At 68.2% G+C, this 25442-nt stretch carries 24 protein-coding genes and 1 riboswitch; of the genes, 2 read left to right on the top strand and 22 right to left on the bottom strand.

Annotated elements, in window-relative coordinates:
* Positions 1 to 20 precede the first annotated feature (20 nt).
* Both BMW87_RS02185 and BMW87_RS02180 read right to left on the bottom strand, forming a co-directional pair.
* A complete protein-coding gene (locus BMW87_RS02185) occupies positions 21 to 1271 on the bottom strand; it encodes an efflux RND transporter periplasmic adaptor subunit (RefSeq protein WP_093073829.1) in 1251 nt (416 codons plus the stop codon).
* Positions 1272 to 1418: 147 nt separating this feature from the next.
* Positions 1419 to 2318 (bottom strand): alpha/beta hydrolase, encoded by a 900-nt coding sequence (locus BMW87_RS02180; protein WP_093056510.1) that lies wholly within the window; start codon positions 2316 to 2318, stop codon positions 1419 to 1421.
* A gap of 182 nt (positions 2319 to 2500) precedes the next feature.
* On the opposite strand from BMW87_RS02180, the gene BMW87_RS02175 reads away from it, so the two are divergent.
* Complete coding sequence (locus BMW87_RS02175; RefSeq protein ID WP_093056509.1) at positions 2501 to 3415, top strand: LysR family transcriptional regulator; 915 nt, start codon at positions 2501 to 2503, stop codon at positions 3413 to 3415.
* A gap of 35 nt (positions 3416 to 3450) precedes the next feature.
* Here BMW87_RS02175 and BMW87_RS02170 read toward each other — a convergent pair whose 3' ends face one another.
* The 17 genes from BMW87_RS02170 to BMW87_RS02090 all read right to left on the bottom strand — a co-directional run bounded on the left by BMW87_RS02170 (position 3451) and on the right by BMW87_RS02090 (position 20500).
* Positions 3451 to 3915 (bottom strand): OsmC family protein, encoded by a 465-nt coding sequence (locus BMW87_RS02170; protein WP_093056508.1) that lies wholly within the window; start codon positions 3913 to 3915, stop codon positions 3451 to 3453.
* Positions 3916 to 3928: 13 nt separating this feature from the next.
* The gene (locus BMW87_RS02165) at positions 3929 to 4516 is read right to left on the bottom strand and encodes a GNAT family N-acetyltransferase (RefSeq protein ID WP_256216625.1); all 588 of its coding nucleotides are present in this window, start codon (positions 4514 to 4516) and stop codon (positions 3929 to 3931) included.
* Positions 4513 to 5241, bottom strand: coding sequence for an LrgB family protein (locus BMW87_RS02160; protein ID WP_093073827.1), 729 nt, complete (start codon positions 5239 to 5241; stop codon positions 4513 to 4515). The genes BMW87_RS02165 and BMW87_RS02160 overlap by 4 nt, the downstream gene beginning before the upstream one ends.
* Entirely contained in the window at positions 5238 to 5591 is a 354-nt protein-coding gene (locus BMW87_RS02155; protein ID WP_093073825.1) for a CidA/LrgA family protein, read from the bottom strand. The genes BMW87_RS02160 and BMW87_RS02155 overlap by 4 nt, the downstream gene beginning before the upstream one ends.
* 27 nt (positions 5592 to 5618) lie before the next feature.
* The gene (locus tag BMW87_RS02150; protein WP_093073823.1) at positions 5619 to 6623 is read right to left on the bottom strand and encodes an aminotransferase class I/II-fold pyridoxal phosphate-dependent enzyme; all 1005 of its coding nucleotides are present in this window, start codon (positions 6621 to 6623) and stop codon (positions 5619 to 5621) included.
* A complete protein-coding gene (cbiB, locus tag BMW87_RS02145; protein WP_093073821.1) occupies positions 6620 to 7591 on the bottom strand; it encodes an adenosylcobinamide-phosphate synthase CbiB in 972 nt (323 codons plus the stop codon). The genes BMW87_RS02150 and cbiB overlap by 4 nt, the downstream gene beginning before the upstream one ends.
* 21 nt (positions 7592 to 7612) lie before the next feature.
* Complete coding sequence (cobN, locus tag BMW87_RS02140; protein ID WP_093073819.1) at positions 7613 to 11614, bottom strand: cobaltochelatase subunit CobN; 4002 nt, start codon at positions 11612 to 11614, stop codon at positions 7613 to 7615.
* Positions 11611 to 11964, bottom strand: a complete 354-nt coding sequence (locus BMW87_RS02135) for a DUF2149 domain-containing protein (RefSeq protein WP_093073817.1) — start codon at positions 11962 to 11964, stop codon at positions 11611 to 11613. The genes cobN and BMW87_RS02135 overlap by 4 nt, the downstream gene beginning before the upstream one ends.
* Positions 11961 to 12434, bottom strand: a complete 474-nt coding sequence (locus BMW87_RS02130; RefSeq protein WP_093073815.1) for a MotA/TolQ/ExbB proton channel family protein — start codon at positions 12432 to 12434, stop codon at positions 11961 to 11963. The genes BMW87_RS02135 and BMW87_RS02130 overlap by 4 nt, the downstream gene beginning before the upstream one ends.
* A complete protein-coding gene (gene bluB, locus BMW87_RS02125; RefSeq protein ID WP_093073813.1) occupies positions 12434 to 13117 on the bottom strand; it encodes a 5,6-dimethylbenzimidazole synthase in 684 nt (227 codons plus the stop codon). Before bluB ends, BMW87_RS02130 begins: the two co-directional genes overlap by 1 nt.
* A 5-nt stretch (positions 13118 to 13122) precedes the next feature.
* Positions 13123 to 13692 carry a cob(I)yrinic acid a,c-diamide adenosyltransferase gene (cobO, locus tag BMW87_RS02120; protein ID WP_093056498.1) on the bottom strand — a complete coding sequence of 190 codons (570 nt, stop codon included), beginning with the start codon at positions 13690 to 13692 and terminating at the stop codon, positions 13123 to 13125.
* A gap of 226 nt (positions 13693 to 13918) precedes the next feature.
* The gene (locus BMW87_RS02115; protein WP_093073811.1) at positions 13919 to 14707 is read right to left on the bottom strand and encodes an ABC transporter ATP-binding protein; all 789 of its coding nucleotides are present in this window, start codon (positions 14705 to 14707) and stop codon (positions 13919 to 13921) included.
* On the bottom strand, positions 14704 to 15732 hold the full coding sequence (locus BMW87_RS02110; RefSeq protein ID WP_093073809.1) for a FecCD family ABC transporter permease: 1029 nt from the start codon (positions 15730 to 15732) through the stop codon (positions 14704 to 14706). The genes BMW87_RS02115 and BMW87_RS02110 overlap by 4 nt, the downstream gene beginning before the upstream one ends.
* Positions 15726 to 16604, bottom strand: coding sequence for an ABC transporter substrate-binding protein (locus BMW87_RS02105; protein WP_093073807.1), 879 nt, complete (start codon positions 16602 to 16604; stop codon positions 15726 to 15728). The genes BMW87_RS02110 and BMW87_RS02105 overlap by 7 nt, the downstream gene beginning before the upstream one ends.
* A complete protein-coding gene (locus BMW87_RS02100) occupies positions 16601 to 17200 on the bottom strand; it encodes a bifunctional adenosylcobinamide kinase/adenosylcobinamide-phosphate guanylyltransferase (protein ID WP_093073805.1) in 600 nt (199 codons plus the stop codon). The genes BMW87_RS02105 and BMW87_RS02100 overlap by 4 nt, the downstream gene beginning before the upstream one ends.
* Positions 17184 to 18599, bottom strand: coding sequence for a cobyrinic acid a,c-diamide synthase CobB (locus tag BMW87_RS02095; RefSeq protein WP_093073803.1), 1416 nt, complete (start codon positions 18597 to 18599; stop codon positions 17184 to 17186). The genes BMW87_RS02100 and BMW87_RS02095 overlap by 17 nt, the downstream gene beginning before the upstream one ends.
* On the bottom strand, positions 18584 to 20500 hold the full coding sequence (locus tag BMW87_RS02090; RefSeq protein ID WP_093073801.1) for a TonB-dependent receptor domain-containing protein: 1917 nt from the start codon (positions 20498 to 20500) through the stop codon (positions 18584 to 18586). Before BMW87_RS02090 ends, BMW87_RS02095 begins: the two co-directional genes overlap by 16 nt.
* A gap of 86 nt (positions 20501 to 20586) precedes the next feature.
* Positions 20587 to 20848: riboswitch (cobalamin riboswitch) on the bottom strand.
* Between the two features lie 141 nt (positions 20849 to 20989).
* Here BMW87_RS02090 and BMW87_RS02085 point away from each other — a divergent pair.
* Positions 20990 to 22708, top strand: a complete 1719-nt coding sequence (locus tag BMW87_RS02085; RefSeq protein WP_093073800.1) for a ClcB-like voltage-gated chloride channel protein — start codon at positions 20990 to 20992, stop codon at positions 22706 to 22708.
* A 15-nt stretch (positions 22709 to 22723) separates the two neighbouring features.
* On the opposite strand, the gene BMW87_RS02080 is transcribed toward BMW87_RS02085, so the two are convergent.
* The 3 genes from BMW87_RS02080 to BMW87_RS02070 all read right to left on the bottom strand — a co-directional run bounded on the left by BMW87_RS02080 (position 22724) and on the right by BMW87_RS02070 (position 25355).
* Positions 22724 to 23245, bottom strand: coding sequence for a RidA family protein (locus BMW87_RS02080; protein WP_218149736.1), 522 nt, complete (start codon positions 23243 to 23245; stop codon positions 22724 to 22726).
* Between the two features lie 66 nt (positions 23246 to 23311).
* Positions 23312 to 23734 carry a c-type cytochrome gene (locus BMW87_RS02075; protein ID WP_256216624.1) on the bottom strand — a complete coding sequence of 141 codons (423 nt, stop codon included), beginning with the start codon at positions 23732 to 23734 and terminating at the stop codon, positions 23312 to 23314.
* Between the two features lie 25 nt (positions 23735 to 23759).
* Positions 23760 to 25355, bottom strand: a complete 1596-nt coding sequence (locus BMW87_RS02070; protein WP_218149735.1) for a flavin monoamine oxidase family protein — start codon at positions 25353 to 25355, stop codon at positions 23760 to 23762.
* Positions 25356 to 25442 lie beyond the last annotated feature (87 nt).

Here is a 25442-nt window from a genome sequence, read left to right as displayed (position 1 = left end):
GGGTGCGCCCTCCTCCGAAATCAGGACTTGGCCGCTTCCGCGACGCGTTCCGGTTGTTGTTGCTTGGGGTCCGCCTTGGCGTCCATGGTCACTTGCTGCGGCGCCACCAGCGCACCCGGGCGGATGTGCTGCAGGCCGTTGACGATGACGCGATCGCCCGCCTTCAGGCCCTTGCTCACGACACGCAGGCCGTTGATGGAAGTGCCCAGGGTCACTTCGCGGTAGGTGGCCTTGCTGTCTTCACCCACGACCATCACGAACTTCTTGTTCTGGTCGGTACCGATGGCACGCTCGCTCACCAGCAGTGCGGTGTCGTTGCGAGCCTGGCCCATGCGGATGCGGGCGAACTGGCCGGGGATGAGCGCGCCGTCCTTGTTGTCGAACGAGGCACGCACACGCACCGTGCCACTGCGGGCGTCGACCTGGTTGTCGATCAGCTGCAGCTTGCCGGTGAAGGGCGTGCCGTCGAGGCCGGCGGTGCCCATCTGCACGGGAATCGACTCGATCTGGCCGCGGGCGCTGGAGCCGCTCGGCAGGTCTTTCAGCGCACGGGTGATGACCTGTTCGTCTGCATCGAAGCTCGCGTAGATCGGGCTCACCGAGACCAGCGTGGTCAGCACCGGAGCGCCCGGACCGGCCGCCACCAGGTTGCCCACCGTCACCTCGATCCGGCCGATGCGGCCCGACACCGGAGCCCGCACCTGGGTGTAGCCCAGGTTCAGGCGCGCCGACTGCAGCGAGGCTTGCGCCGCACGCAGGTTGGCGTCGGCTTCGCGGCCGGCGTTCACACGCTCGTCGTATTCACGCTGGGCAATGGCCTTGTCGGCCCACAGGCGCTTGGCACGCTCCTGCTCGCTGCGGCTGAACGACTGGCGGGCCTGTGCGGATGCCACCTGCGCTTCGGCGCGCTCGACCTCGGCCGCGTACGGTGCAGGGTCGATGGTGACCAGCAACTCACCCTGCTTCACCAGCGCGCCTTCGCGGAAATGCACCGATTGCACGGCGCCCGCGACGCGGGAGCGCACGTCGACGCGCTCGACGGCTTCGAGCCGGCCCGAGAACTCGTCCCAGGCATTGATCTCGCTCGACGCCACGGTGGCGACAGAAACCGGCGTGGCTTGCGGCGCGGCCGGGGCGTTGTTGGCTTCGGCCTTGAAGCTGTACATGCCAACCACCGCGGCGGCCACCGCCAGCAGTGCGGTAATGCCGGTCACGGCGGGCCACAGGCCCTTGCGGGCTACGGAAGACAGCTTTTTCTCGTTGTTCGACATGATGGTTCGTCCTTCTCGATGACTTTGGGGATGCAACAGGCCACCCCGGCGCTTTTGGCACCAGGAGGCGGAATTCAGGAAAAAGAGGGCCCTCGCACGCTGCCGCGCTGGCAGCGTGTCGATCAGGCAGCCGTGGCTGGCCGGGAGCTAGCTGGGGTGGTTGGGCGCCGCACCCGTGGGCACGGTGGTCGGCGGTGTGGTCGCGCTGAAGAACTCGCGGAAGTGCTGCTGCACCGTGGCCTCACAGGCCACGCAACCCGTGTTCTCGGTGTCGTACAGCGCCTTGGGCCAGTTCGAGGCGCTGGGCAGCACGCTGCTCGTGACCTCGATGCCGGCGGCACGCAGGCGGCCCGCGAAGGTCAGCGCCTCGTCGCGCATGGCGTCGTCCGCACCCACCAGCACCAGCGCGGGCGCCAGTGACGACAGCCGCAGCGAACCGCTAGGCACCGCATAGGGGTGCGTGGCGTTCGAGGGGCAGCTCAGGTACTTCTCCCAGCCGCTGGCCCAGCGGCACTCGGGCTCGTCGCTGGTAGCGTTGCGCAGCGAGGCGGTACCGGCGCACGGATCGAGCATGGGCGACAGCAGGATCTGGCCTGCCACCGGCGGATGTGCCCGGTCGCGAGCGATGAGTGCCACCGCGGCCGCCAGGTTGCCACCGGCTTCTTCGCCGGCCAGGTACACCTGCGCACCCTTGCCGCCGAGCTTGGTGCGCTGCTTGTAGAGCCATTCGAGGGCGGCATAGCCCACCTCGATCGGCTCCGGGAACGGCGACTGGGGCGCCAGCGGGTAAGCCACCGACACCACCACCGCACCCGCTCCGGCCAGCAGCCGGGCCACATTGCGGCCGTTGTCGAGGTCGCCGCAGACGAAGGTGCCACCGTGGAAGTGGAGCACCAGCGGTGCGACGTCACCCTTGGCGCGCTGGCCGTACACACGGGCACCGACCGGTTCGCGGCCGGGCAGCTCGATCGACAGATCGGCTTCCACGCCTTGCGCCGCAGCGCGGGCGGCGGCTTCGGCAGAACGGGACGATGGAACGGGTGACATGGGCGACCTCAGGGAATTGGGCGATGGTTGAAATATAAGTCGCCCAGTGTGACGTTAAACAGGCAAGCCGCCCCTACTCTGTTTCCAAACCGACAACAATCGCGGCGCTTCGCAAGGGTTTGGCGCCTTGTGTGAGAATCCGCTCCCCCCGGTGTGGGCCGGGCACCAACAACAGGCATTCGATGGATCAAATCCAGGCCATGCGGATCTTTGTCCGCGTCGTGGAAGCCGGCACCTTCACCCGGGCGGCAGACTCGCTGGCCCTGCCCAAGGGCACGGTCACCAAGCAGATTCAGGCGCTCGAATCGCGCCTGCGCGTGAAGCTGCTCAACCGCACCACGCGCCGCGTCACCGTCACGCCCGACGGCGCGGCCTACTACGAGCGCGCCGCGCGCCTGCTCAACGACTTCGACGACATGGAAGCCAGCATGACGAATGCGCAGGCCAACCCCACGGGGCGGCTGCGCATCGACATAGGCACATCGGTGGCGAGGCAGATCATCCTGCCCGCGCTGGCCACCTTCTGCGACCGCTACCCCGACATCCAGGTCGACCTGGGCGTGAGCGACCGCACCGTCGACCTGATCAGCGACAACGTCGACTGCGTGATCCGCGCGGGCGACCTCAGCGACCAGTCGCTGGTGGCACGGCGCATCGGCACCCTGCACTTCGTCACCGTGGCGTCACCGGCGTACATCAAGCGCTACGGCGTGCCGCAGCACCCGAACGACATCGAGAAGCGCCACGTGGTGGTGAGCTATTTCTCGGGCACCACGCGCCGCGTGTACCCGCACGAGTTCAAGAAGGGCGACGAGCACATCGAGCTCAACGGGCACTACCGCGTGTCGGTGAACGAGAGCAACGCGCACATCACGGCGGTGCTCGGCGGCTTCGGCATTTCGCAGTGCATCACCTTCATGGCCGAGCCGCTGCTGGAAAGCGGCGAACTGGTCGAGGTGCTGCCGGACTGGAGTCGCGATCCGCTGCCCATTCACGTGGTGTACCCGCCCAACCGGCACCTGAGCGCGAAGGTGCGGGCGTTCGTTGACTGGGCGGCGGAGCTGTTTGCCAAGAACCCGCGGCTGCAGCGCCGCTGAATCGGCCCGCGCGGGCAGCCAAGGCAGGGAGCGCGTCAGTACACCGGCTCGCAGCGCACCTCGGTCTTCACCGAATTGGCAATGAAGCATTCTTCATGCGCCCGGTGGTGCATCTGCTCGATCTGCTCGCGCGTCGGCACGTTCTCGCCGGAAAAGGTCACTTCCGGCCGCAGCGTGACCACCGTCATCGCCATCTTTCCCTCGGCGTTCTTCTCCATCACGCCGGTGGCTGCATCGAAATACCGGTCGACGACGAACTTGCGCTTCACGGCCATGGTGAGGAACCACAGCATGTGGCAGTTCGACAGCGAGGCGACGAACATCTCTTCGGGATCGACCGCCGACGCATCGGACATCGGCAGCGGCACCACGTGCGGCGACGACGAGCCCGCCACTTCCGCGCCGCCGTCGAAGCGCAGCGAATGCCTTCTGCTGTAGGTGTTGCCGAGAAAGTCCTGCTCGCCGCGCAGCCAGAGGATTTCAGCGGTGTAGTGAGCCATGCGCAATTTTCCTTCAGAGATCGATGCGGTAGCGAAACTTGGTGAGGCTGCCCTGGCTCGGCAGGGTGATGAAGGTTTCGATCAGCACGCCGCCATTGGCCGCGATCACTTTCTGCGACGCGAAGTTGTCCGGGCTGGTCGTGATCTCGACGCGGTTCAGCCCCTCGCCCGCAGCAAGCGTCAGCATGGCGCCGAGCGCACGCGTCGCATAGCCCTTGCGCTGCTTCCAAGGCACGACGTTGTAGCCGATGTGGCCCAGGCAGTAGAGCGGCAAGGCGTCGGTGCCGGGCTGCCAGCGCAGGTCGATGCTGCCGCAGAACTCGCCGTCCCACATCCAGCACTTGTAGCCCGGCAGGCGCCGCACCTTGGAGCCGTCGGGCATGACGATGCGCCCGCCTTTGGCTTCGCGGTCCACCAGGCTGGCAAGGAAGCGGTCGGCATTGGCCTTGATGGCGGCCCGTTCCTCGGAGCCCGATTCGGGCCGCGTCTCGTCGCGCGCCCAGCCCCGGTTCAGGGCCGACACATAGCTTGGCAGGTAGGCCTTGGCTGGCCAGACCAGTTCCATCGGACGGGTCTCGGCCTTGGACATGGATGGTTTCATGCCCCCATCAGCCTGACGATCAGCGGCACCAGCAGCGCTGTCGCGATGCCGTTCAGCCCCATGGCCAGCGCGGAGAACGCGCCCGCCGTTTCATCCACCTGAATGGCCCGCGCCGTGCCGATGCCGTGCGCCGCCATGCCGACCGCAAAGCCGCGCACCGCGGGCTCCCTGATGCGCAGCAGGTTCAGCAGCCCGGTCGCCATGATCGCGCCCGAGATGCCGGCAACGGCCGCGGCCACCGCCGCCAGCGAAGGCAGCCCGCCGATCTTCTCGGCCACGCCCATCGCGATGGGCATGGTGGCCGACTTGGGCGCAAGCGACATCATCAACTCGTGCGAGCCGCCCAGCACCCACGCGATGCCGATGGCCGACACGATGGCCGCGACCGAGCCCACCAGCAGCGCCACACCGATGGGCAGCCACAGCCGCCGCAGCCGGCCGACCTGGCTGTACAGCGGCACGGCAAGGGCCACCGTGGCGGGGCCGATCAGGAAATGCACGAATTTCGCGCCTTCGAAATACGTGTCGTAGGGCGTGCGCGTGAGCAGCAGCACGCCGACGATGACGATCACCGAAATCAGCACCGGGTTGACCACCGGATTGCGCCCGCTGCGGGTGTGCAGCCACAGCGCGCCAAGATAGGCCAGCAGCGTGAGCGACAGCCACAGCAGCGGCGACTGCGCGAGGAAGACCCAGATTTCAGAAAGCTTGGCCGGCGCGGTCATTGCGCGTCCTTGCCGGTGAAGCGGATCATCCAGCGGAACGTGAGCGCCGTGACCGTCATGGTGAAGGCCGCGCCGACGATGCCTGCCGCAAGAAACGGCAGCCACTCGCGCCCCACCCGCTCGAAATGCAGCATGACGCCGGTCACGGCCGGAATGAACAGCAGCATCAGGTTGCGCAGCAGATGGCCCGATGTGTCGGTCAGCACCTGCGGCACGCCGCCGCGCACCAGCAGGCCGATGAACAGCAGCACCATGCCGATCAGCGGACCGGGAATGGGCAGGCCGAGCCACTGCACGAGCAGTTCGCCGGCCAGTTGGCAGAGAAAGAGCGTGGTGATGGCGTAGAGCATTTTTCTTGTGGGTGCGGGTGTATGTGTTCAGGACGCGTTTGTCCAGGCCTCTTTCAACGCCTGCTGGCTGGCGGGCGGCAGCACGCCGAGGCGCACGTGGCCCGGCAGGCCGAAGGAGGCGCAGTCGCGCAGCTTGATGCCTTCGGCGCGCAGGTGCTTCAGCAGACCGGCGAAGTCGTCCACCATGGGCTGGGCGACATGAAAGTTCGCGTCGCTGGGCCCGACGTGCCAACCGATCTCACTGCACATGGCCATCTGCGACGCCTTCCAGTCGCGCAAGGTCCCGAGGCTTTCACGAAGCCAGGCCTGCACGTCAGGCTGCGTCCAGGCCGAAAGCATTGCCACGCCGTGCGAGCCCACCGGCCACGAGGCGCTCAGGCGCAGCAAGGCGCGCACCGCATCCTGCGCGTTTGACGGAGCGATCACATAGGCCGCACGTACGCCTGTCATCCCCAGCGCCTTGTTAGGAGACCACATCTGCCAGAGGCGATCCAGGCGGCTCTGGCTCAGCGCAAGGCGGCCCTCCAGGCGCAAGGGCTCGTAGGCGCGGTCGAGCACGCAGGGCACGCCCTCGGGCAGGGCATCCACTGTCTCGAGAATGCCCTGCTGCGCCTGACCCAGCGGCGTGGAGGGATCGCAGCACCAGGCGAGCCGCAGTTGGCGCGCCGGATGCGGTGCGCGCACCACCTGCAACCCATGGGCTCGCGCGGCCGCCGCATAGTCGCCGTAAGACATGGGCGGCAGCGCGACCTCGCCATGGCCGCCGCGATCTTCCAGGGCCGCCCAGGTGGTGATGCGCCGGATGAACTCGCTGGCCCCGGCTGCAAGCACGATGCGCCAGGCTTCCACGCCGTGCATGACCGCAAGTTGCTCACGCAACGCCGTGTAGGCCGGATCGGGATACCGCGAGACGTCGGCAGCGCTGACCCGCTCCAGAGCCTCGGGGCATGGGCCACAGGCATTGGCATTGGTCGAGAAGTCGTGCGGCGCGGCGCCAGCCGCATCAGGACCGCCATGCACCACCGTGCTCATACCCACCTCCAGCCGGCTGTCGCCACGATGACCAGCGACGCGAACACACCCGCCGCCAACGCGGCCCGGCCACCCAGTTGCGCGGTGCGTTGCATGTCCAACGCGGAAGGCGCACGCCCCTCGGCATTCAGCGCATACACGCCCGGCTTCGCCAGCCGCACACCAAGGAGTAGCGCCATCGCCGCCATCGGCCAGCCGCTGTTGGGCGACGGCGTACGGCGCGCCTCTTCTGACAGCCCCGTGGGCCAGCGGCACGCCGCCAGCGCCAGCAGCCCCACGGTGATGCGCGCCGGCACCCACGAGAGCACGTCGTCCGCGCGCGCGGCCCATTTGCCGAGCCAGGTCCAATCACGGCCGTTGCGCTCGCCGCGGTAGCCCCACATCGCGTCGGCGGTGTTCGCGAAACGATAAAGCGCAGCACCCGGCAGGCCGAACAGCACGAACCAGAACACCGGGGCCACGAGCGAGTCGTTGAGGTTTTCCGCGAGCGATTCGATCGCGCTTTCGCGCACTTCGCGCTCGCTGAGCCGGGAGACGTCGCGACTCACCAAGCGCGCCAACTGCTTTCGGCCGGCATCGAGCGAAACGGCCAGCGCGGCCTCGACCGCAAGTACTTCATCGCGCAGCATGCGCCAGGCAAAGAGTGGCTTCAGCAGCAGGCCCAGCAGGAGTGCAACGGCCCATGCAGGCAGCGACAGCACCATGAGCGTCTGCAAGACCATGGCGACGCCCCAGACGCACGCGCCCCCCACGCACCACACCAACGCGCCAATGAAGAACATCGGCAGATCCACCGGCTTCGCGGGGTACGCAGGCGGCGCGATGCGCGAACCGAGCCCGAGGTAGCGTCCCATCCACACGACGGGATGCAACGCCGCAGGCGGCTCACCCAGCCAGCGGTCGATGGCCAGTGCGATCCACAGCGCGGCGGCTACAGCGATGGCGTATTCGAGATTCTGGAGGAGCATGGGAGCCGCCATTCTCGCGAATCAGGCAGTCGCCCTGCCCCGGCGCCACTGCATCAGTGCACCGAGTGCGACAAGCAGCGCGGTCCCCAACGCCACCCAGAGCCGAAGGACGATGGTCTCGGCCTTGGGCGATGGGGCGTCAGCGGGCGTGGGTTCGAGCTTGAGGCCGCTGACGGGCTGGGGGCTGTCCGGCGCTGGCTCGGCTGCCGGGGTAGGAGCTGGCACGGGCGCTGCCGCGACCACGGGCTCGACCGACGGGCGTGGCTGGTGTGAAGGCGCAGGCTGCGACAACTCCGCCTGCGCGAACCGCTGCACGCCCGCATTCCGCTCGCGCAGCCCGGCCGCGCGCACCGCCTCCGCATAGGCCCGTGCCAGCTCGCGTCGCGTGGCGCCATCCGGCTTCCAGTAGTTCAGTCGCACCGCGTCGAGCATGCGCTCCAGCGTCTGCGCGAAGGCCGCCCGGTTGTCACCTTCCAGCCACTCGCGCGTGCCCAGCTTGTATTTGTCGCGCACATACACGTCGTGCAGCGACTGCCACTGGTCCTGCCGCACTGCCTGCGGCGCCGTGACTTGCCAGCCCCAGAGAAACTGCGCAGTCTTGAGCACCTGCAGCGTGCCGCTGTAGCCCTCGGCCTTCTGCGCTTCGATCCATTGCGGGTGCAGGTAGCGCGTCTGCATCTCGCGTGCGATGGCGCCTGCGGCCGTGTCGGTGCGCACCGCACTGCCGTCGCGCAGGTTCTGCACGTACAGCGCCGGGTCCTTGCCAGTGAGCTGGCGCACGGCCTGCGCGATGCCGCCGAGGTACTGGAACGGATCGTCGTTGGTCAGCACGCCATACAGGTTGGAGCTGCGCGCCATCAGCGCCGCATCGACCTGCATGAGATTGCCCGCATAGGCGCCCGGCCGTGCGGCGCCGTCGAGGCCTTTGCCGTAGGCGTGGCCCATGCGATCCATGTAGAGCTGCGCCATCTGCGCATCGCCGCCGCCGCGCTGCTGCTTCTTCCATACGTCGCTCGCAAGCGCGGCCTCCTCGAGCCCGGCGCCATAGCTGCCTTGCTCGTTCGAGAAAACGCGCGCTGTGGACCAGCGCTGCGCCTCCTGCACCGACGCGCCCTCCGAACGCAGCCTGCGCGCCATCGCCTCGCTGTGCTGCGCGACGGCGTTGCCGGGCTCTCGCAAGGCAGCCACCTGCTGCACTGCCTCGTCGAGCCAACGCATCACGTTGGGAAACTGGTCGCGGTAGGAGCCGGTGACGCTGATCAGCACGTCCATGCGCGACCGCTTCAGCACCGACGCGGGAATCACCTCGATGCCCGTCATGCGCCCGCCCTCGTCCCAGCGCGGCTTCACGCCCATGGCGTAGAAGGCCTGGCTTTCCAGCACGCCCTGGTGGCGCGAGGCCTCGCCAGCCCACAGCGTGAAGGCGATCTTTTCCGGCGCCTTGCCGGCATGGGTCTTCGCGTGTCCGGCGATCCAGGCGTCCATCGCGGCAACGCCTGCGTCCCAGGCCGCGCGCGTAGGCACACGGCTCGGGTCGAAGCCGTAGAGATTGCGACCGGTCGGCAGGCTGTCGGGGTTGCGCACCGGATCGCCACCGTAGCTCGACTTCAGGTAGCGGCCGTCGAGCGCCGTGAGCAGTCCTTCGATTTCTTCGTTGTGGGCAAGCACGGCATCGAGCTTCTGCGCGCGTTCGGCCAGCGACAGCAGACTCCGCTGTTCGGCCGAGGTCTTGCCCATGGCACTCGCTGCCTGCGCATCGGTAAGCGCGAGTTCGACCCAGCGCGCGGGCCGCGAGCCGGCAACGCTCTTCGCATCGATCAGAAAAACCTCGTCGATGTCTTCACCCAGCGCCTCGACCAAAGGCTTGCCGAGGATCTGCAGGATCGTCATGCGCCGGCGCTGCGCATCGGGCGCCTGCCCGAAGGTCGCCAGGCCCAGCGGCTGCGCGGTCTGCGCGAGTTCGTCGAGGTACGGATGCAGCACCGCGATGAAGCCGGCAAAGTCCGCGCGAATCCGCGTGGGTGTCCAGTTCAGGTCGCGGTCGTAGTGCTGCTCCACGAACTCGGCCGTCAGCTGCTTTTCCATCGCCGTCTTCACCGGGCCGGGCGACAGCGTCTCCCAGTCGTGCATGCGCTCGTGCATGGCCTGCACGCCGGGCCGAAAACCGGCGGGCGCGAACATCGGCGTCGAATGGCTCACCATGGTCGCGCGACCGCGGCGCTTTGCTGTCGTGGCCTCGCCTAGGTTGTCCATGATGTACGGGTAGACATTCGGCAGATCGCCCAGCGCTAGCAGCGGATCGTCCTGCACCGACAGGCCGCGCTCCTTGCCCGCAGACCATTCGACTGTGCCGTGCGTGCCCACGTGCACCACCGCGCTCGCACCGAACTGCGTGCGCAGCCAGAGGTAGGTGGCGAGGTAGCTGTGGCTCAGCGGAATGCCCGAGCGGTGGTACACCTGCTCAGCCTTGCTCGCCACCTGCGTGCCAGGCTCGAAGCGCGGCGGCTGGCGCAGCACGACGACGTTGCCGAACTGCACGCGCGGGATCACGAAGGCCTGCTCGCCCGCGACGGGGCGCAGCATGGTCGACTTCTCAGGCGGGCCCCAGTAGCTCTCGATGCGGCGCTGCGTTTCCACCGGCAGCGACCGGAACCATGCGAGGTAGCGCGACAGCGGTATCACGTCGGCCAGGTTCTTGTCGAGCAGCGGCTGCAGCTCGTCGCCCTGCCCCGTTGGGTAGTAGGCCCTCATCGTCGCCTGCACTTGCGCGATGAGCGCGTCGGCGCCCGGCAGTTCGGTGCGGTAGCCGGCGGACTTCATTGCTGCAAGCATGTTGCTCACGCTGCGCGGCACATTGAGGAAGGACGCGCCGAAGTTGGCTTCGCCCGGTGGGTAGTTGTAGACCAGCATCGCCACGCGACGATCGGCGGCCGGCGTGCGTTGCAGGCGAAGCAATGCGGCTGCCTTGTCGGCCACTGAGTCGATCTGCGCGGGCAGCGGCTGCAGCGTGCCAGCCGCTGCGTCGCGGGCGCTCACGAGCATCGGGTCGGTCATGCCGGCCAGCTCGCTCGGGCTGTAGTAGGCAGCAATGTCGGTTTGCGACAGACCGTCTTTACTCTGTGCCCATTGCGTCGCGTCCATGGCCAGCGAGGGCAATGTCTGCAGCACCGGCACGCCGATGCGCTCAAGCTCGGCCTTGCGCTCGTTCGGGCTGAAGACCAGCGAGGCATTGACGATCGCATCGGCCACGCGCCGCTCGCCGGCGTGCGTCATGCGAAAGAACAGGTCTTTCTGCTGGCGCGGGCCGTAGAAGGCATAGGCGCGCAGGCCGCGCCATTCGAGCGAGGCGATCAGCGCATCGAGCCAGCCGGTGTCGTCGCCCGTCACGGTGGCGCTGTTGATGGCAATGGCAACCGTGCCGCTGCTGCCGGGCAGCCGTTCGACGACGGCGATGTCGGTTTCGATGCGCGGCCAGCCCGGGTGATAGAGGCCGGCCAGCGGCAGCGGCACGGGGTCGGGCAGGCCATCGAGCTTGCCGGGCTGCTCCAGGGCCTTCATCGCCGCGCCGAGATTGGCCGCGCCCGAGAAGCGCCAGTACTCGCGCAGGCGCTGCGCCCATACGGCATCGACACCGCGCTCGGTCACCAGCGGCGCGGCAGTGGAGGCTTGCCCCTTGGCCACCAGCGCGAATTCGCCGATCAGCACATACGGCGCAGTGCTTCGCGAGATCGTGTCGCCGAAGCGCGCTGCAGCAGCCTGCGCGACGCTGATGTGCGGTGCATCGATGACGAGCAGACGCGCCCCTTCGAGCGCAGCAGTCAGCGTCTCGGGCGAGTCCTGCGACGCCGAAACCACCTGCAACGGCAACCCGGCTTCACGCGCCGCAGCCTCCAATCGAACCACCCGCGCCGGCGAAACCAGCGAGGTGCTCAGCACAACGACACGCCCCCCCGCAGGCTGGGCCTGTGCCGGCGCAAGAAACCCCAGCACCGCCACCAGCAGCCAGAAGAAAAACCGCGTCACTTCCCGCCCTGCGCCGGAACCGCATCCGCCGGCACATAGACCATCGTGCCGTCCTTCAACCGCCAGGCAGTGCCGGCCTTCTCGCCATCACCCTGCCCCGTCGCGCCGCTGGCCTTGAAGCGCGTGATCTTGCGGCCCTCACGCGTGACGATCTCCATGTTCGGCTGGCCCTCGTTGCGGATGATCGTCACCTTGTCCTGCGCGAAGGGGTTCATCGGGTTGTTGATGACCGCGATCATCAGCATGCCGATCACGACCATGAACACGTCGATCAGGTTGATGGTCGAGAGCACCGGATCGTCGTCATCGCTGTCCAGGCTGCTCAGAATGGAAAACTGGCGTCGGCTCATGAAAGCCGGTCCCGAGCATCGAGCACCGACACCAGCTCGCGCATCAGCCAGCGGCGCCGCACGGTATAGACCACGAAGGTGATCGAGGCCGAGGCCAGCGCCACGATCACGCTCGCGAATGCGGGCGCCAGGCTCTGCGCCACGCCCTGCGATTCGCCCGAGGCCACGGCGACGAGCGCGGGGCCCATCGGGATCATGGTGGCGATCAGCCCCAGCATCGGCGCCACGCGACTGCACAGGCGCACGCCTTCGAGCTGCTTGAGCACAACCAGCTCCATCTGCTCCTGGCTGGCCTGCGCATGGCCCTGCAGCACCAGCGCGCGCGATGGGTCGCGGCGACGCTGCAAGTATTCGATGCCGAACGCGCCAAGGCAGTACACGGCATAGACGAAGGACAGCAGCACGCCCAGCGTCACCGGCCAGAGGAACAGGCGCGCAAGCTCGAAGAGAACGGTGTCGAAAGCCAGCATCAGGTGGGCTCCACGGGAGACGGATGGTCGAAAAGGTCCGAAGGCCGACCCCAGCCCTCGTCGAACACCAGCGACGCGAGCGGCTCGCGCTTCGCCCAGCGTTCGCGCTGCAGCATCGGCTCTTCGTAAAAGCTGTGCACGGGCCCCAGGCACAGCAAGGCAATGGGCTCCGCGCCTTCAGGCAGGCCGAGCAGCACCGACACCTCGGCCGGATCGAACAGCGACACCCACCCCATGCCCAGCCCTTCGGCACGCGCCGCGAGCCAGAGGTTCTGGATGGCACAGGAGGCCGAGGCCAGGTCCATCTGCGGCAACGTGCGGCGGCCGAACACGTGCTTCTCGCGGCCCTCGGCCAGCGTCACCACCAGCAGCTCCGCCGCATCGAGAAGGCCCTGCACCTTCAGGCGCATGAACTCGTCCTCGCGCTCGCCGAGTGCGCGGGCGGTCAGCACGCGCTCGTGCTCGACGACACGGTGCAGTTGCTGGCGCAGCGCCTCACCGCGAATGCGGATGAAGCGCCACGGCTGCATGAAACCGACGCTGGGCGCGTGGTGCGCCGCATCGAGCAGCCGGCGCAGCACCTCCGGCGCGACCTGCCCGCCCGCGAAGTGGCGCATATCGCGCCGCTCGTGGATGGCGCGGTAGACCGCCCTCACCTCGTCGACCGCGAACGCATGTGCCATCACGCTCAATCTTCGATGCCGCGTTGCGCAGGAATGCCGGCCTTGAAGGCGTGCTTGACGAGCGTCATCTCGGTCACGGTGTCGGCCAGTTCGATGATCTCGGGCGGGCAGCGCCGGCCGGTGAGCACCACGTGTACATGCTTCGGCCGCGCGCGCAGCGTTTCGAGCACGCCTTCCAGAGGCAGCCAACCGTAGATCAGCGGATAAGTGATCTCGTCGAGCACCACCAGGAAGAACTCGCCCGACAGGATCGCGGCCTTGGCCTTCTCCCAGCCGTCGCGCGCCAGTTGCCCGGAGCGTTCGAGGTCCTGGCTCTTCCAGCTGAAGCCGTCGCCGAGCCCTTCGATCGGGATGCCGATCTGCTCGAACATCCGGTGTTCGCCGAAGCGCGCAGTCGGCACTTTCATGAACTGGTAGATCTTCACGGCCTTGCCGCGGCCGTGAGCGCGCAGCGCGAGGCCGAAGGCGGCGGTGCTCTTGCCCTTGCCGTCGCCTGTGTTGACGATGACGAGGCCTCGGCGTTCGCCTTCTGGTTTCTCGTATGGCTTTTCGCTTGGGGGGGTCTCTATTTGCATGGGAGTTCCAATTCAGTTTTCGGGGGCTGTTCTGTTGTTCGGGGTGCGTGCGAATGACACCGGGTACTCCCCTCCGCGAATGTCCCCCGGCCTGCGGCCTCTTCCTTTATTTCGCTGCGGGGAGCACCCGATGCCATTCGCACATGGACGCTGCTGTTGTGCCGGCCGATCAACGACGGCGCTGCACGATCGCGCCCCGAACAACGCACCGAAAACACAGCGCATCTCATAACGGCAACGCAATCCATTGCTCAGCCACCCGATGCACCCGAATGCGATGGTCGAACACCTGCTCCAGCGCCGCGTGCGTGGCAGGGTCGCTGCAGCCGCCGTGGTGCACCACCCGGCCACGATCCATCACGACAAGTTCGTCGGCCGCCAGCGCCATCGGCAGCTCGTGCAGCACACTGACCACGGTCTTGCCCTCGGCAACCAGCGCACGAGCAGTCTGCATCCAGTCGGCTTGGTGCGGCGGATCGAGGTTGGCGAGCGGCTCGTCCATCAGCAGCAGTTCGGCCTCGACAGCGAGCGCGCGCGCCAGCAGCACCCGCTGACGTTCGCCGCCAGAGAGCTGACCCAGCGGGCGGTCGCGCCAGTCCCAAGCCTGCGTACTGCGCAGCGCACGCTCCACCGCCTCGCGGTCAGCCTCGCTGGGGGCGGCCAGCCAGCGCTGGTGCGGCAGGCGGCCAAGCATGGCGACGTCATAGACCATCAGGTCGTCGGCGCTGCCCTCGCCCGTGCCGCTCTGGCCGAGCCACGAGAGGCGCTGGGCGCGGATGCGCGCCGGTACCTTGTTCTGCGCGTCGCCGAAGAGCCGCACCTCGCCCCGGTGCGCCAGCAGTCCCGCGAGTGCCTTGAGCAGCGTCGACTTGCCCGCGCCGTTCGGACCGACGATGCTGGTCCAGCGGGCGGACGACAACGCCAGATCGATGTCGTGCAGCACCTCGGTTGCGCCGAGCGTGGCGCTCACGCGGCGCGCTTCGAGAGCCGGGGTGTTGTTGTGTCGGCTGCTCATGCCACGCCACTCCGCGCGCCGCGCCGGTGCATCAACCACAGCAGGTAGCTGCCGCCCAGCACGGCCGTGAGCACGCCAACCGGCAGTTCCTGCGGCGCGATCAGCCAGCGCGCCAGCAGGTCGGCCGCCATCAGCAGCAGCCCGCCCATCAGCGCCGACAGCAGGATCAGCCGCGCGTGCGTGGTCTTGATGGCCGAGCGCACGAGATGCGGCGCCGCGAGGCCGACGAAGGCGATCAACCCGGTCTGCGCCACGGCTGCGCCGGTGGCCAGTGCCAGCACCACGACCAGCGCCGCGCGCATCGCGCCCAGCGGCAGGCCGAGGCTGCGCGCGGTGGCCTCGCCGAGCGCGAGCCCGTCGAGCACCGGCGCCAGCGCCCAGGCCAGCAGCAGGCAGACCGCGCCGACCATCGCCATCACCGCGCAGGCACTCCAGCCGACGAGGCCGGTGCTGCCGAGAATGAAGCCCTGAATGGCTTGCAGGATGTCTGCCGAAGCGATGGTGATGAGGTCTTTCGCCGCGCCGAGCACCACGCCGACGATCACGCCGGCAAGCAGCAGCCGCAGCGTCTGCTGCACGCCCCGCGCCAGCATCAGCGTGAGCATTACCGCCAGCACCGCGCCGAGAAAGGCCGCACCCGTGAGCCCGAGCCGCATCACCCACTGCGCGCTGGCGGCGGAGCCGCCGAACATCAGCAGCGCCAGTGCCACCCCGAGCGAGGCGCCCGAGGCGCTGCCCAGCAGGTACGGATCGGCCAGTGGATTGCGGAACAGCCCCTGCGCCACCGCGCCCGCCAGCCCCAGCAGCGCGCCCGCCAGCCACGCGCCGAGCGTGCGCGGCAGGCGGATGTCCCACACGATCTGCAGTGCCACCGGGTCGTGCCGCGCCGCGAGCAGGCTTTCGAAACCGGTGCTGCCGATGCCCAGGCCCAGCACCATCAGCGCAGCGCCCGCCACCAGCAGGCCTGCGCCAAGCAGCAAGACGCGGCGCAGATGGACCGTGTGCCTTCGCGCTGCGTTCACCATTTGCCGCCTTTGTCACTCAGGCACTGCGCCATCAGGCGCGCGGCCTCGTCCATGCGCGGACCGGGGCGCACGAGCACGTCGGACTGTTCCGCGCTGAAGCGGCAGATGCGGCCCTCGCGCACTGCGCGGATGCCGGCCCAGCCGGGGCGCTGCTCCAGCCCTTGCGCGCTGCGCACGCTGACCATGATGAGGTCGGGGTTCGCGCGCACCACGTACTCGGGGTTGAGCTTGGGGAACGGGCCGAGCGAAGCCGGCACGATGTTCCTCACGCCGAGCCGTGTGAGCGTTTCGCCGATGAACGACGACTCGCCCGCCGCGTACGGCGCGCTGTTCACTTCGAAGTACACGCGCATGCCCCTGGCGCTCGCGGGCACCGACTGCGCGGCGGCCGACACGCTGGCATCGATCACGCGCCAGACCTTCGGCGCTTCGTGCGTGCCGAGCACCTGGTCGAGCTTGTCGAGCACGCGCTGCACGTCGGCATGGCTCTTGGGTTCGAGCACCAGCACCTTCAGGCCCAGCGCCTCGAGCCGCTGCGTGACGCGCGACGACTTGGCAAGCAGCACCGCGTCGGGCTTGAGCGCGACGATGGCCTCGACGTTCGGGTCGATCCCGCCACCGAGCTGCGGCAGCGCCTTCACCTGTTCGGGCGAGTTGGAATAGCGATCGACACCCACCAGCCGATTGCAGGCACCGAGCGCACAAATCGATTCGGTAAGCGACGGCAGCAGCGAGACGATGCGCTGCGGCGGCTGCGGCAGGCTCACGGACACGCCGCGCTCGTCGACCACGTCGAAGGCGTGCGCGGCCAGCGCGAACAGGGCCAGGCCGAGCGCGACCAACGGAGTGCGGATCGTCTTTTTCTTCTTCATGCAGCAGGCGCTTTCAGGCTCAACGGCAGGCCTGCGGCCATCAGGGTGACGCGGTCGCAGGCGGCGGCCACGTCCTGGTTCAGGCGGCCGAGCGCGTCGACGAAGGCGCGCGTCTCGCGGCCCAGCGGAATCACGCCCAGGCCGATCTCGTTGCCGACCAGCACCACCGGCCCGCGCGCCTCGCGCAGCGCGACCAGCAGCATGGCGATGTGCGTGGCCGGGGTGCGCGTCACGGGGCGGGCGTCTTCGGAGTGAATCGGCATCAGCAGGTTGGTGAGCCACAGCGTGAGGCAGTCGACCACCACCAGCGTCTCGGGCGTGCTCTGCGTGACGACGGCGCGCGCGAGTTCGATCGGCTCCTCGATGGTGCGCATGCCGGGCACCCGCTCGGCACGGTCGGCCTGGTGGCGCACGATGCGCTCCAGCATCTCGTCGTCGTAGGCCTGCGCGGTGGCGATCAGCACGGCGCGGTGCGTGCGGGAATCGGCCGCGAACCAGTCGATGGCACGCTGCTCGGCGCGGCGCGACTTGCCGCTCTTCTGGCCACCCAGGATGAACTCGTGCTCGATGGTCTTCGGCTTATTCGATTGCGGCATGGATCTCCAACTCGATGGGCATGGCGCCGAAAAGGCGGGCCGTGGCTTGCGGGCTGGAGGCAAACCACGCGTGGAAGTAACTGGCGCGCACCGGGCCCTGCACGTACAGCGCCTCGCCGCCGCGTGCGCCCACGGGCTGCGTCGCGCCGGGCCTGGCAGTGTGCGCGGCGGGCGCCAGTGGCGTTTCGCAGCGCGAATAGTGGAAGGTGTGTCCGCGCAGGGTGTGGCTGCCGAGGGTGAGCTGTTGCGGGCCAAGGCCGGCGAGCCGCTTCTGCATGGTCACGCGGCCCGGCAGCAGGCCCCAGAGGCGGTGGACCTGCGCGTCGTCTTGCGTGGCCAGTTCGTCGAACAGCGCCATCATGCCGCCGCACTCGGCCCAGACCGGCTTGCCCGCAGCGGCATGCGCGGCGAGCGATTCGCGCATCGGCGCGCAGGCGGCCAGCGCTTCGGCGTGCAGTTCGGGGTAGCCGCCGGGCAGCCAGACCGCGTCGCATGCCGGCAAGGCATCGCCTGCGAGCGGCGAGAAAAAGGACAGCCGCGCCCCCAGCGCCGTGAGCACGTCGAGGTTCGCGGGGTAGATGAATGAAAAGGCCGCATCGCGCGCAATGGCGATGGCGCGGCCAGCCAGCAGCGGCGGCACGGCTTCTGCCTCGCCGGAAGCGGGTGCCTCGAAACGCACCTGCGGCAGTTGACTGGTCTGCATCTGCCCGAGCGGCGTGGCGCCCAGCACATCGGCCGCCGCGTCGAGACGCGCCATCGCATCGCCGAGTTCGGTAGCGGCCACGAGGCCCAGGTGCCGCTCGGGCAGCGTGAACCCCGCGTCGCGCGGCAAGGCGCCAAGCCACTGCGAGGGTTCGCGCAGCGCGTCTTTCAACATGCCCGCGTGCCTCTCGCTGGCCACGCGGTTCGCCAGCACGCCGGCCCATGGCAACCCAGGCCGGAAGTTCTGCAGCCCGTAGGCCAGCGCGCCGAAGGTGCCCGCCATGGCGTGCGCATCGATCACCGCCAGCACCGGCAGGCCGAAGCGCTCAGCCAGGTCGGCCGCGCTGGGCGTGCCGTCGAACAGGCCCATCACGCCTTCGATAATCACAAGGTCGCACTCGGCCGCCGCGGCGCGCAGGCGCGAGCGGCAATCGGCCTCGCCGGTCATCCAGAGGTCGAGCGAATGCACCGGCGCGCCGGTGGCCAGCGCCAGCCAGTGCGGGTCGAGAAAGTCGGGCCCGCACTTGAAGGCGCGCACGCGCCGCCCCTGGCGCGCATGCAGCCGCGCGAGCGCCGCGGCGACGGTGGTCTTGCCCTGCCCCGAAGCCGGGGCAGCCACCAGCACCGCGGCGCACGAGACTGCCGCGGCACCGGCGGTGTCGCCTGGTTGGGTAGCTTGGCTTAGTGAGGCGTCCACTTGAGACCGACGTACGCGGTGCGGCCGGCATTGGCGTACAGCCGCGCGAACTGGTAGTCCTTGTTGCCCACATTGTCGACGCGGGCCACGAGGTTGAGGTCTCGCGTGATCTGCGTGCTGGCCGACAGGTTCAGCACGGTGTAGCCACCGAGCTTGATGGTGTTGGCCGCGTCGTCGTAGCGCTTGCTCGAGGACTGCACCTCGGCGCCCAGCGTCCAGCCGGCGACGCGCCAGTCGGCGCCCAGGGTGCCATGGCGCTTGGAGCGGCGTGCGAGCAGGTTGCCGGTGTCGGCGTCCTTCGGGTCCTGCACGTCGAGCGAGGCGCGCAGCGTGACGTCGCCCAGGCGCTGGCTGGCCGACAGCGTGGCGCCCTGCAGGGTGGCACGGTTCACGTTGGTGTAGCAGCCGAACGTCGAGGCACAGCCCGTGGCGGTGCCGACGAAGTTGATCAGGTTGCGCACGCGGTTGCGATACACCACGATGCCTGCGGTGGTGCCGTCCTTGGCGTAGTTCATGCCCAGCTCGACGTTCTGGCTGCTTTCGGGCCGCAGCGTGGACACGCCGTATTCGCTGAAGCGCTGGTACAGGGTGGGCACGCGGAAGGCGGTGCCGGCCGAGGCCGTGAAGCGCAGCGACGGGGTGATGGCATAGCCGTAGGCCGCGCTGCCGGTGGTCTTGCCGCCGAACTCGCTGTCCCTGTCGTGGCGCACATGCAGCTGCAGCGAATGCGGGCCCTGCACGAAGCCGTAGCCGAGCGAAATCGCATCCTGCGAGCGGTCGCGTGACAGCAGCTTCGACGAGGTGGTGGGCGCGTTTTCGAGCGCGTCTTCGCGGCGCTCGAAGGTGGCCGTCACCAGGTGCGGGCCGAAGCGGAATTCGTTCTGGAACAGGTAACCGCGCAGGTTGGTTTCGGTCCGGTAGAACGAAGGCTGCGTCTTGTAGACCGACTGCGAATCGGTCACCTGCACGCGGGTGCTGTAGATGTCGTTCCACTTGGCCGACCAGGTCAGGCCGGCGGTACGCAGCGTGTTGTTCGACACGTCGTCGCGGAACAGGATCGGCGGCTTGGTCCTGTAGGAGACGGTGGCGTCGTAGCCGGCCTTGATGTCGCTGGTGAGCAGCGTGGCCTCCAGGCGCTGGTCCGGCGTGATCTGCAAGCCCAGCTTCACGTTGCCCGAGGTGCTGTTGTAGCCGTCGCGGTCGGGGCTGGTGTAGCCGTCTTTCACCACGTTGCGCTTGCTTGCGGGCTGCACGTTGTAGCCCTTGCTTTCCTCGTGCGCCACGCCGAACGAATAGTCGAACAGGCCCGACTTGCCGCTCACGCCGCCTTCGATCTTGCGCAGGCCCTTGCTGCCGAAGCCGATGCCCGCGTAAGGCGACACGCCCTCTTCGCCGCGCTTGGTGAAGAGCTGGATCACGCCGCCCACGGCGTCGGAGCCGTACACCGCGGCGGCCGGGCCGCGCAGCACTTCGATGCGGTCGATCTGCGAGAGCGGAATGCCTTCCCAGCCGGCGCCGCCGGTCGATTGCGAGTCGATGCGCACGCCGTCGAGGTACACGGCCGTGAAGCGCGTTTCAGCGCCGCGGATGAACAGGCTGGTGGTGTTGCCCACGCCGCCGCTGCGCGAGATCTCGATGCCGGGCAGGCGCGCCAGCACGTCGGCCACGCCGGTCGCGCCGCTGCGCTCGATGGTCTTGCGGTCGATGATGGACACGTCGCCCACCAGGTCCGACAGCGCCTGCGGCGTGCGGTTGGCCGTGACCACCGTTTCGCCCAGCGTGGGGGCGTCTTGTGCATGGGCCAGGCCACCGAAGGCGGAAGCCAGCGCCAGCGGCAGGCAGGCATGGCGGAGACGGCGCGCAGGAGCGCGGCCGCGAGAAAAGCAAACGTGGGAAATCATGAATGAGCCGAACGAACGTCAATACCCCTCGCCGGCCTCCCCGCCGGCGCCTGGGCGCCATGGCCGCCCCATGCACAGATCACGCATGCGGCAGCCGCCTTGTTGGCCGGTATCCGGGCTGGCAGAACGGCCCCTCACCGCCTTCCCAGGCGCCTGTTTCAGGGCACCCAGTGGCTTCGATGGAAAGGGGTTGGCGCCTTGCGGCGCCGTCTGCTTGACCGTTGCGGGGGCAGCGCAGGCGGCTTCGGCCTTGTTCCGTCCTGATGAGGTCGGGGGCTTCCACTCCTGCTTCCCGTTGAACCGCGGCGCGTGAACCACGCCGCAGGCACCAACGGGCGGGATTTTATGCCAGTGACTTGGCTCGCCCCCAGGCTGCGCGCACTTCGTGTCGCTTCTCCTTCCCCCTACCGGGGGCAACACCTGAGGCCCGGTAAAGCCGGTTCCTCGGTGTTCCCGCCTGGGCGGCGCTCGCAGCTAACATCCCAGCCCATGATGCGGCCCGCCTCGGTAGTTCTCAATCTTCGTTCGGCGCTGCAGCGTGTCTTCGGTGTCTCGGGCTGGCAGTCGATGCTGCTGTGGGCCATCGTGGCCGGTTTGCTCGGCACGCTGGCGACCGAACTTTTTCGCGCGGCGCTTTATCACTTCGAGCATCTGGTGCTCGGTCCGGGCGAAGGGCTGGTGGCAATGGCGAAGCACCTGCCGTGGTGGGCGCGCATCGCCTGCCCCACGCTGGGTGGACTGGTGGCCGGCGGCCTGCTGGTGCTGGCGAAACGCGTCGCCTTGCGCAGCGCCGCCTCCGACTACATGGAAGCCATCGTGCTCGGTAATGGGCGCATTCCGGTGGCGCAGACGCTGGTGCGCAGCGCCTCGTCGCTGGTGAGCATCGGCACCGGTGGTTCCATCGGGCGCGAGGGCTCGATGGTGCAGCTGGCGGCGCTGGCGTCGTCTCTGCTGGGGCGGGTGTTCCGCTTTCCGGTCGAGCGGCTGCGGTTGCTGGTGGCCTGCGGCGCGGCGGCCGGCCTGACCGCCGCCTACAACGCACCCATTGCCGGCGCCTTCTTCGTCGCCGAGATCGTGCTGGGCTCTATCGCGATGGAAAGCGTGGGGCCGATCATCATTGCCTCGGTGGTCGCCAACGTCGCGATGCGCGCCCTGCCCGGCTACCAGCCTCCTTACAAGATGCCGGCGTTCCCGGAAATCCACGGCACCGAGGTCGTGCTGTTCTGCGTGCTCGGCGTGCTGCTGGGCTTTGCGGCGGCCGGCTTCCTGCGCGCGTTGCAGGGCAGCCGTGCGCTGTTCTCGCGCTTGCCGGTTGCGTTGCCGTGGCGGCTGGCGTTGGGCGGGCTCGTGATGGGTGCGGTGTCGGTGCCCATGCCCGAGGTCTGGGGCAACGGCTACAGCGTGGTCAATTCGGTGCTGCACACGCCCTGGCCGTGGACGCTGATCGCGATGGTGCTGGTCGCCAAGGCGGTCGCCACGATGGCCACGGCCGGCTCGGGCGCGGTGGGCGGCGTGTTCACGCCGGCGCTGTTCTTCGGCTGCATGGTCGGTGCGCTGTTCGGCCTTGGCGCGCAGGCGCTGTGGCCAGCGGCCACCTCGGCGCCGTTCGCCTATGCCATCGTCGGCATGGGCGCATTCCTGGCGGGCGCCACGCAGGCGCCGCTGATGGCCATCCTGATGATCTTCGAGATGACGCTCAGCTACCAGGTCATGCTGCCGCTGATGGCGGCGAGCGTCATCGCGTATTTCGTCGCACGCTCGGCCAATGCCGGCTCGATGTACGAGATCACCCTGCACCGCAACGAGCAGCGGGACACGCAGATGCGCCTGCGCGGGCTGCACATGCGCGACCTGGTGCAGCCAGCCGAGACGGTGGTCGGCCCGGAGGCAGACCGCGAAGCGATGAGCAGGCTCTTCCTGCAGCACCCGGTGAAGTACCTGTACGTGGTGGACGCGGGCAACCGTTACCTCGGCGTGGTGCCGCTTTCGTCGCTCGGCACGGCGCCAGCGGAAACGACCGCGGGCGCCCTGCTCTCGCAGGCCATCCAGCCGCTCACCGCCGACACCGGGCTGGGCGAGGCGCTGCAGCGTTTTCTCGATCACCTGGGCGAACGGCTGCCCGTGATCGAGAGCGCCGGCAACCCTGTGCTGCTCGGGATTGTTGCCAAGAGCGCGCTGCTCGCCACCTACGTGCGGCTGAGCGAGTAGCGCAGTACTGCTTTTTTACTTGGCGGGACGTACCGCCATCACCTCGATCTCGACCAGGTAGGCCGGGTTGGCGAGCGCCGCCACCTGCATTGCCGAACGCACCGGCAGTCGGGGCTGGGCGGTGGTGCCGAAGAACTGGGTGTAGCCCTCCATGAAGCCGGCGAAATCCATCTTGTTGTCCTTGGCCGGATCGCCGACGAGAAACACCTGCATCTTCACCACGTCGCCCATCGTCAGGCCCAGGCCTGTGAGGCTCTTCTCGATGGCTTTGAGCACGCCGACGGTCTGGCCCTTGGTGTCGCCGCCATAGGCCGCCGCGCTGTTCTTGGGCGCGGTCGCGTCCTGCAGCGGCGGCACCTGGCCCGAGAGGTAGACGTTGGTGAACGAGGATGGCACTTCCACCGCCGCCGAAATCGGGAAGCTGGAGTTCGGAATGCGGTGGCGAATGATTTCATCGGCCGCATGGGCGGCGCCGGTGCCGGCTGCGAGCAGTGCGGCGACGAGCGCCAGCTTCTTCGTGATGGAGGTCATGGTCATGCGTGTTGTCTCTCTGCTGGGGTGGATGAAGAAAGGATCTGCCAGGTATCGAAAGAAGAAGGCCGATCAAGGCCGCAGCTTCTTGACGCTCTCCGCCGCAATGGCGTCAGGATACTGGTTGCCGAAATGGGTACGCGCGTAGCCGACCACGGAAGCGATCTGCTCGTCGCTCAGCATCTTGCCAAAGGCGGGCATGCCTTTCTGCCCATTGATCACCACGTAGAGCGGGTACTCCGCGCTTGCGAGCCGCGGGTTCGAGGCGAGCGCCGGATAGGCGCCTGCGCCCTTCGCCCCTTGTCCCTGCGCCATGTGGCAGCCCTGGCAGGTCGCGCGGTAGATCGCCTCGCCCGAGCTCTCCTGGAATCGGGGGCCGACGGAAAAGACGGGCTCCGGCGACTGCGCGAAAGCAGCCTGGCCGGCCACCGAGGCCAGCGCGCCCAGCGAAAGGCCGAGCAGCGCGCGCTTGAAGGTCGTGATGTTGTTGTTCATGGTGGGTGTGTCCTTCACTCGGCTTTCACGCAACGGCGCGGGCATGCAGCCGCTGGATGGCGTCGAGCGACGAGAGCAGTGCGCCCTCCTGCCAGGCCGGAATGTAGGAAGCGTGCTCGCCAGCCAGCGCGATGCGGCCGTCGACCTGGCACAGGTTCTTGTAGTGCTTCTGGCGCGTCTCGTCGGTCCACATGCCGTAGCAGCCGTGCGTGCCGGGCACGCGGTGCCAGCCCACGGAAATGCCGTTGTCGAATTCGCTCGCGTACTGCGGATGCAGCTGCGTGCCGAACTCGACCGCGCGGCGCACGCGCTCCTCGGGCGCCATGGCGGTGAATTCGTAGGAGTTCGGGCCGTCGAACACGTAGGCGCCCAGCACCACCGACTTGCCCTTGGCGCCATAGCGCGTCGAGGGATACGAAATGCGCGAGATCGGCAGGTCTGTGTAGCTGATGCCGCCGTAGATGTGCTCGTCTTCTTCCCAGAAGCGGCGCTTGAACTGCAGGCCCACCTTCACCGAAGCGCCGTAAGGCACGGCGTTGATGGCCTCCTGCATTGCCGAGCCCACCTGGATGTCGATCTGGCTGAGCACCGACAGCGGAATGGTGCACAGGCACCAGTCGGCCTTGGCCTGCGTGACCGCGCCGCCCTTTGATGCATCGGTGTAGGTGACCGTCACGCCGCGGTCGTTCTGCTCGATCTTCGTGACCTTGGCGCCGTAGCGGATCAGGCTGCCCACTTCTTTCTGGAAGGCCTTGGCGATCATGTCCATGCCGCCCACGGGCTGGAAGATCGCGCTCTGGAATTCGTAGTCTTGCCCGCTGGCGATGTAACGCCAAAGATTCGATTGCAGCAGCTCGCTCATGTCGAGCGGCTTCGACGGTTTGGCCAACGGCATGAGGCCGCCGCCCGCATCGACTTCATAGCCGCGGCGGTCGCTGCTGACGGTGCCTTCGAGATAGCGGAACTGCGTGTCGAGCGCGCCCCAGCGGCGCAGGCCTTCGAGCAGTTTCTCCTTGTCTTCCTTCGTCAGCGCCGCGTCGAGGTTGCCCTGCGTCGTGGCCTTGCCGAGCAGCTCGGCGACGTAGCCCTGGTAGTCGGCCTGCACGTGGCGGTAGCGCTGCGGCTTGCCGCCGTAGGCCTTGCTCGAATGCACCAGCGCGTTGTAGTTGACCTGGACGAAGGGCTCCAGCGCCACGCCCAGCCGCTTGCAGTAGCCCAGCACTGCATGGTGGTGATAGGGAATGCGCCACGGCCCCGGATTGAAGTACTCGCCCTTGGCGAAGCCGCATTGCTGCACGGCGCCACCCAGCTCGGTGAAGGTGTCGCCGCCGCGCAGTGTCCAGCACCGGCCGCCCGCGCGATTGCTGAACTCGAGGACCTTGACCGAGTAGCCCGCGTTGCGCAGTTCGAGCGCGGCGGCCATGCCGGCCAGGCCTGCGCCAAGAACCAGCACCGACGCACCCTTCTTTGCACCATCGAGCTTCGGTGGTCCGCTGTAGTTGGATTCGGCGGCAAAGCCCAGCGAGGTCATCGCCTGGTACATCGCGCCGCCCCCTGCGGTCTTGCCGATGAGCGTAAGCAGGTCGCGCCGACTGAATAAAGTGTTGTTCTTCGTGGTCATTGACAGGCTATTGGAGTTTGAAAGGCAACTGGAAGGCAGCAGAATCCATGCCACGCCCAGGCACCGCCTGGGGGCCGCTTCCTTGGG

It is taken from the genome of Variovorax sp. OV084, assembly GCF_900111625.1.
In the GTDB taxonomy this organism is placed as follows: domain Bacteria; phylum Pseudomonadota; class Gammaproteobacteria; order Burkholderiales; family Burkholderiaceae_C; genus Variovorax.
Note: the sequence above shows the minus strand (reverse complement) of the source record. Positions and strands in the feature narration are given on the sequence as shown.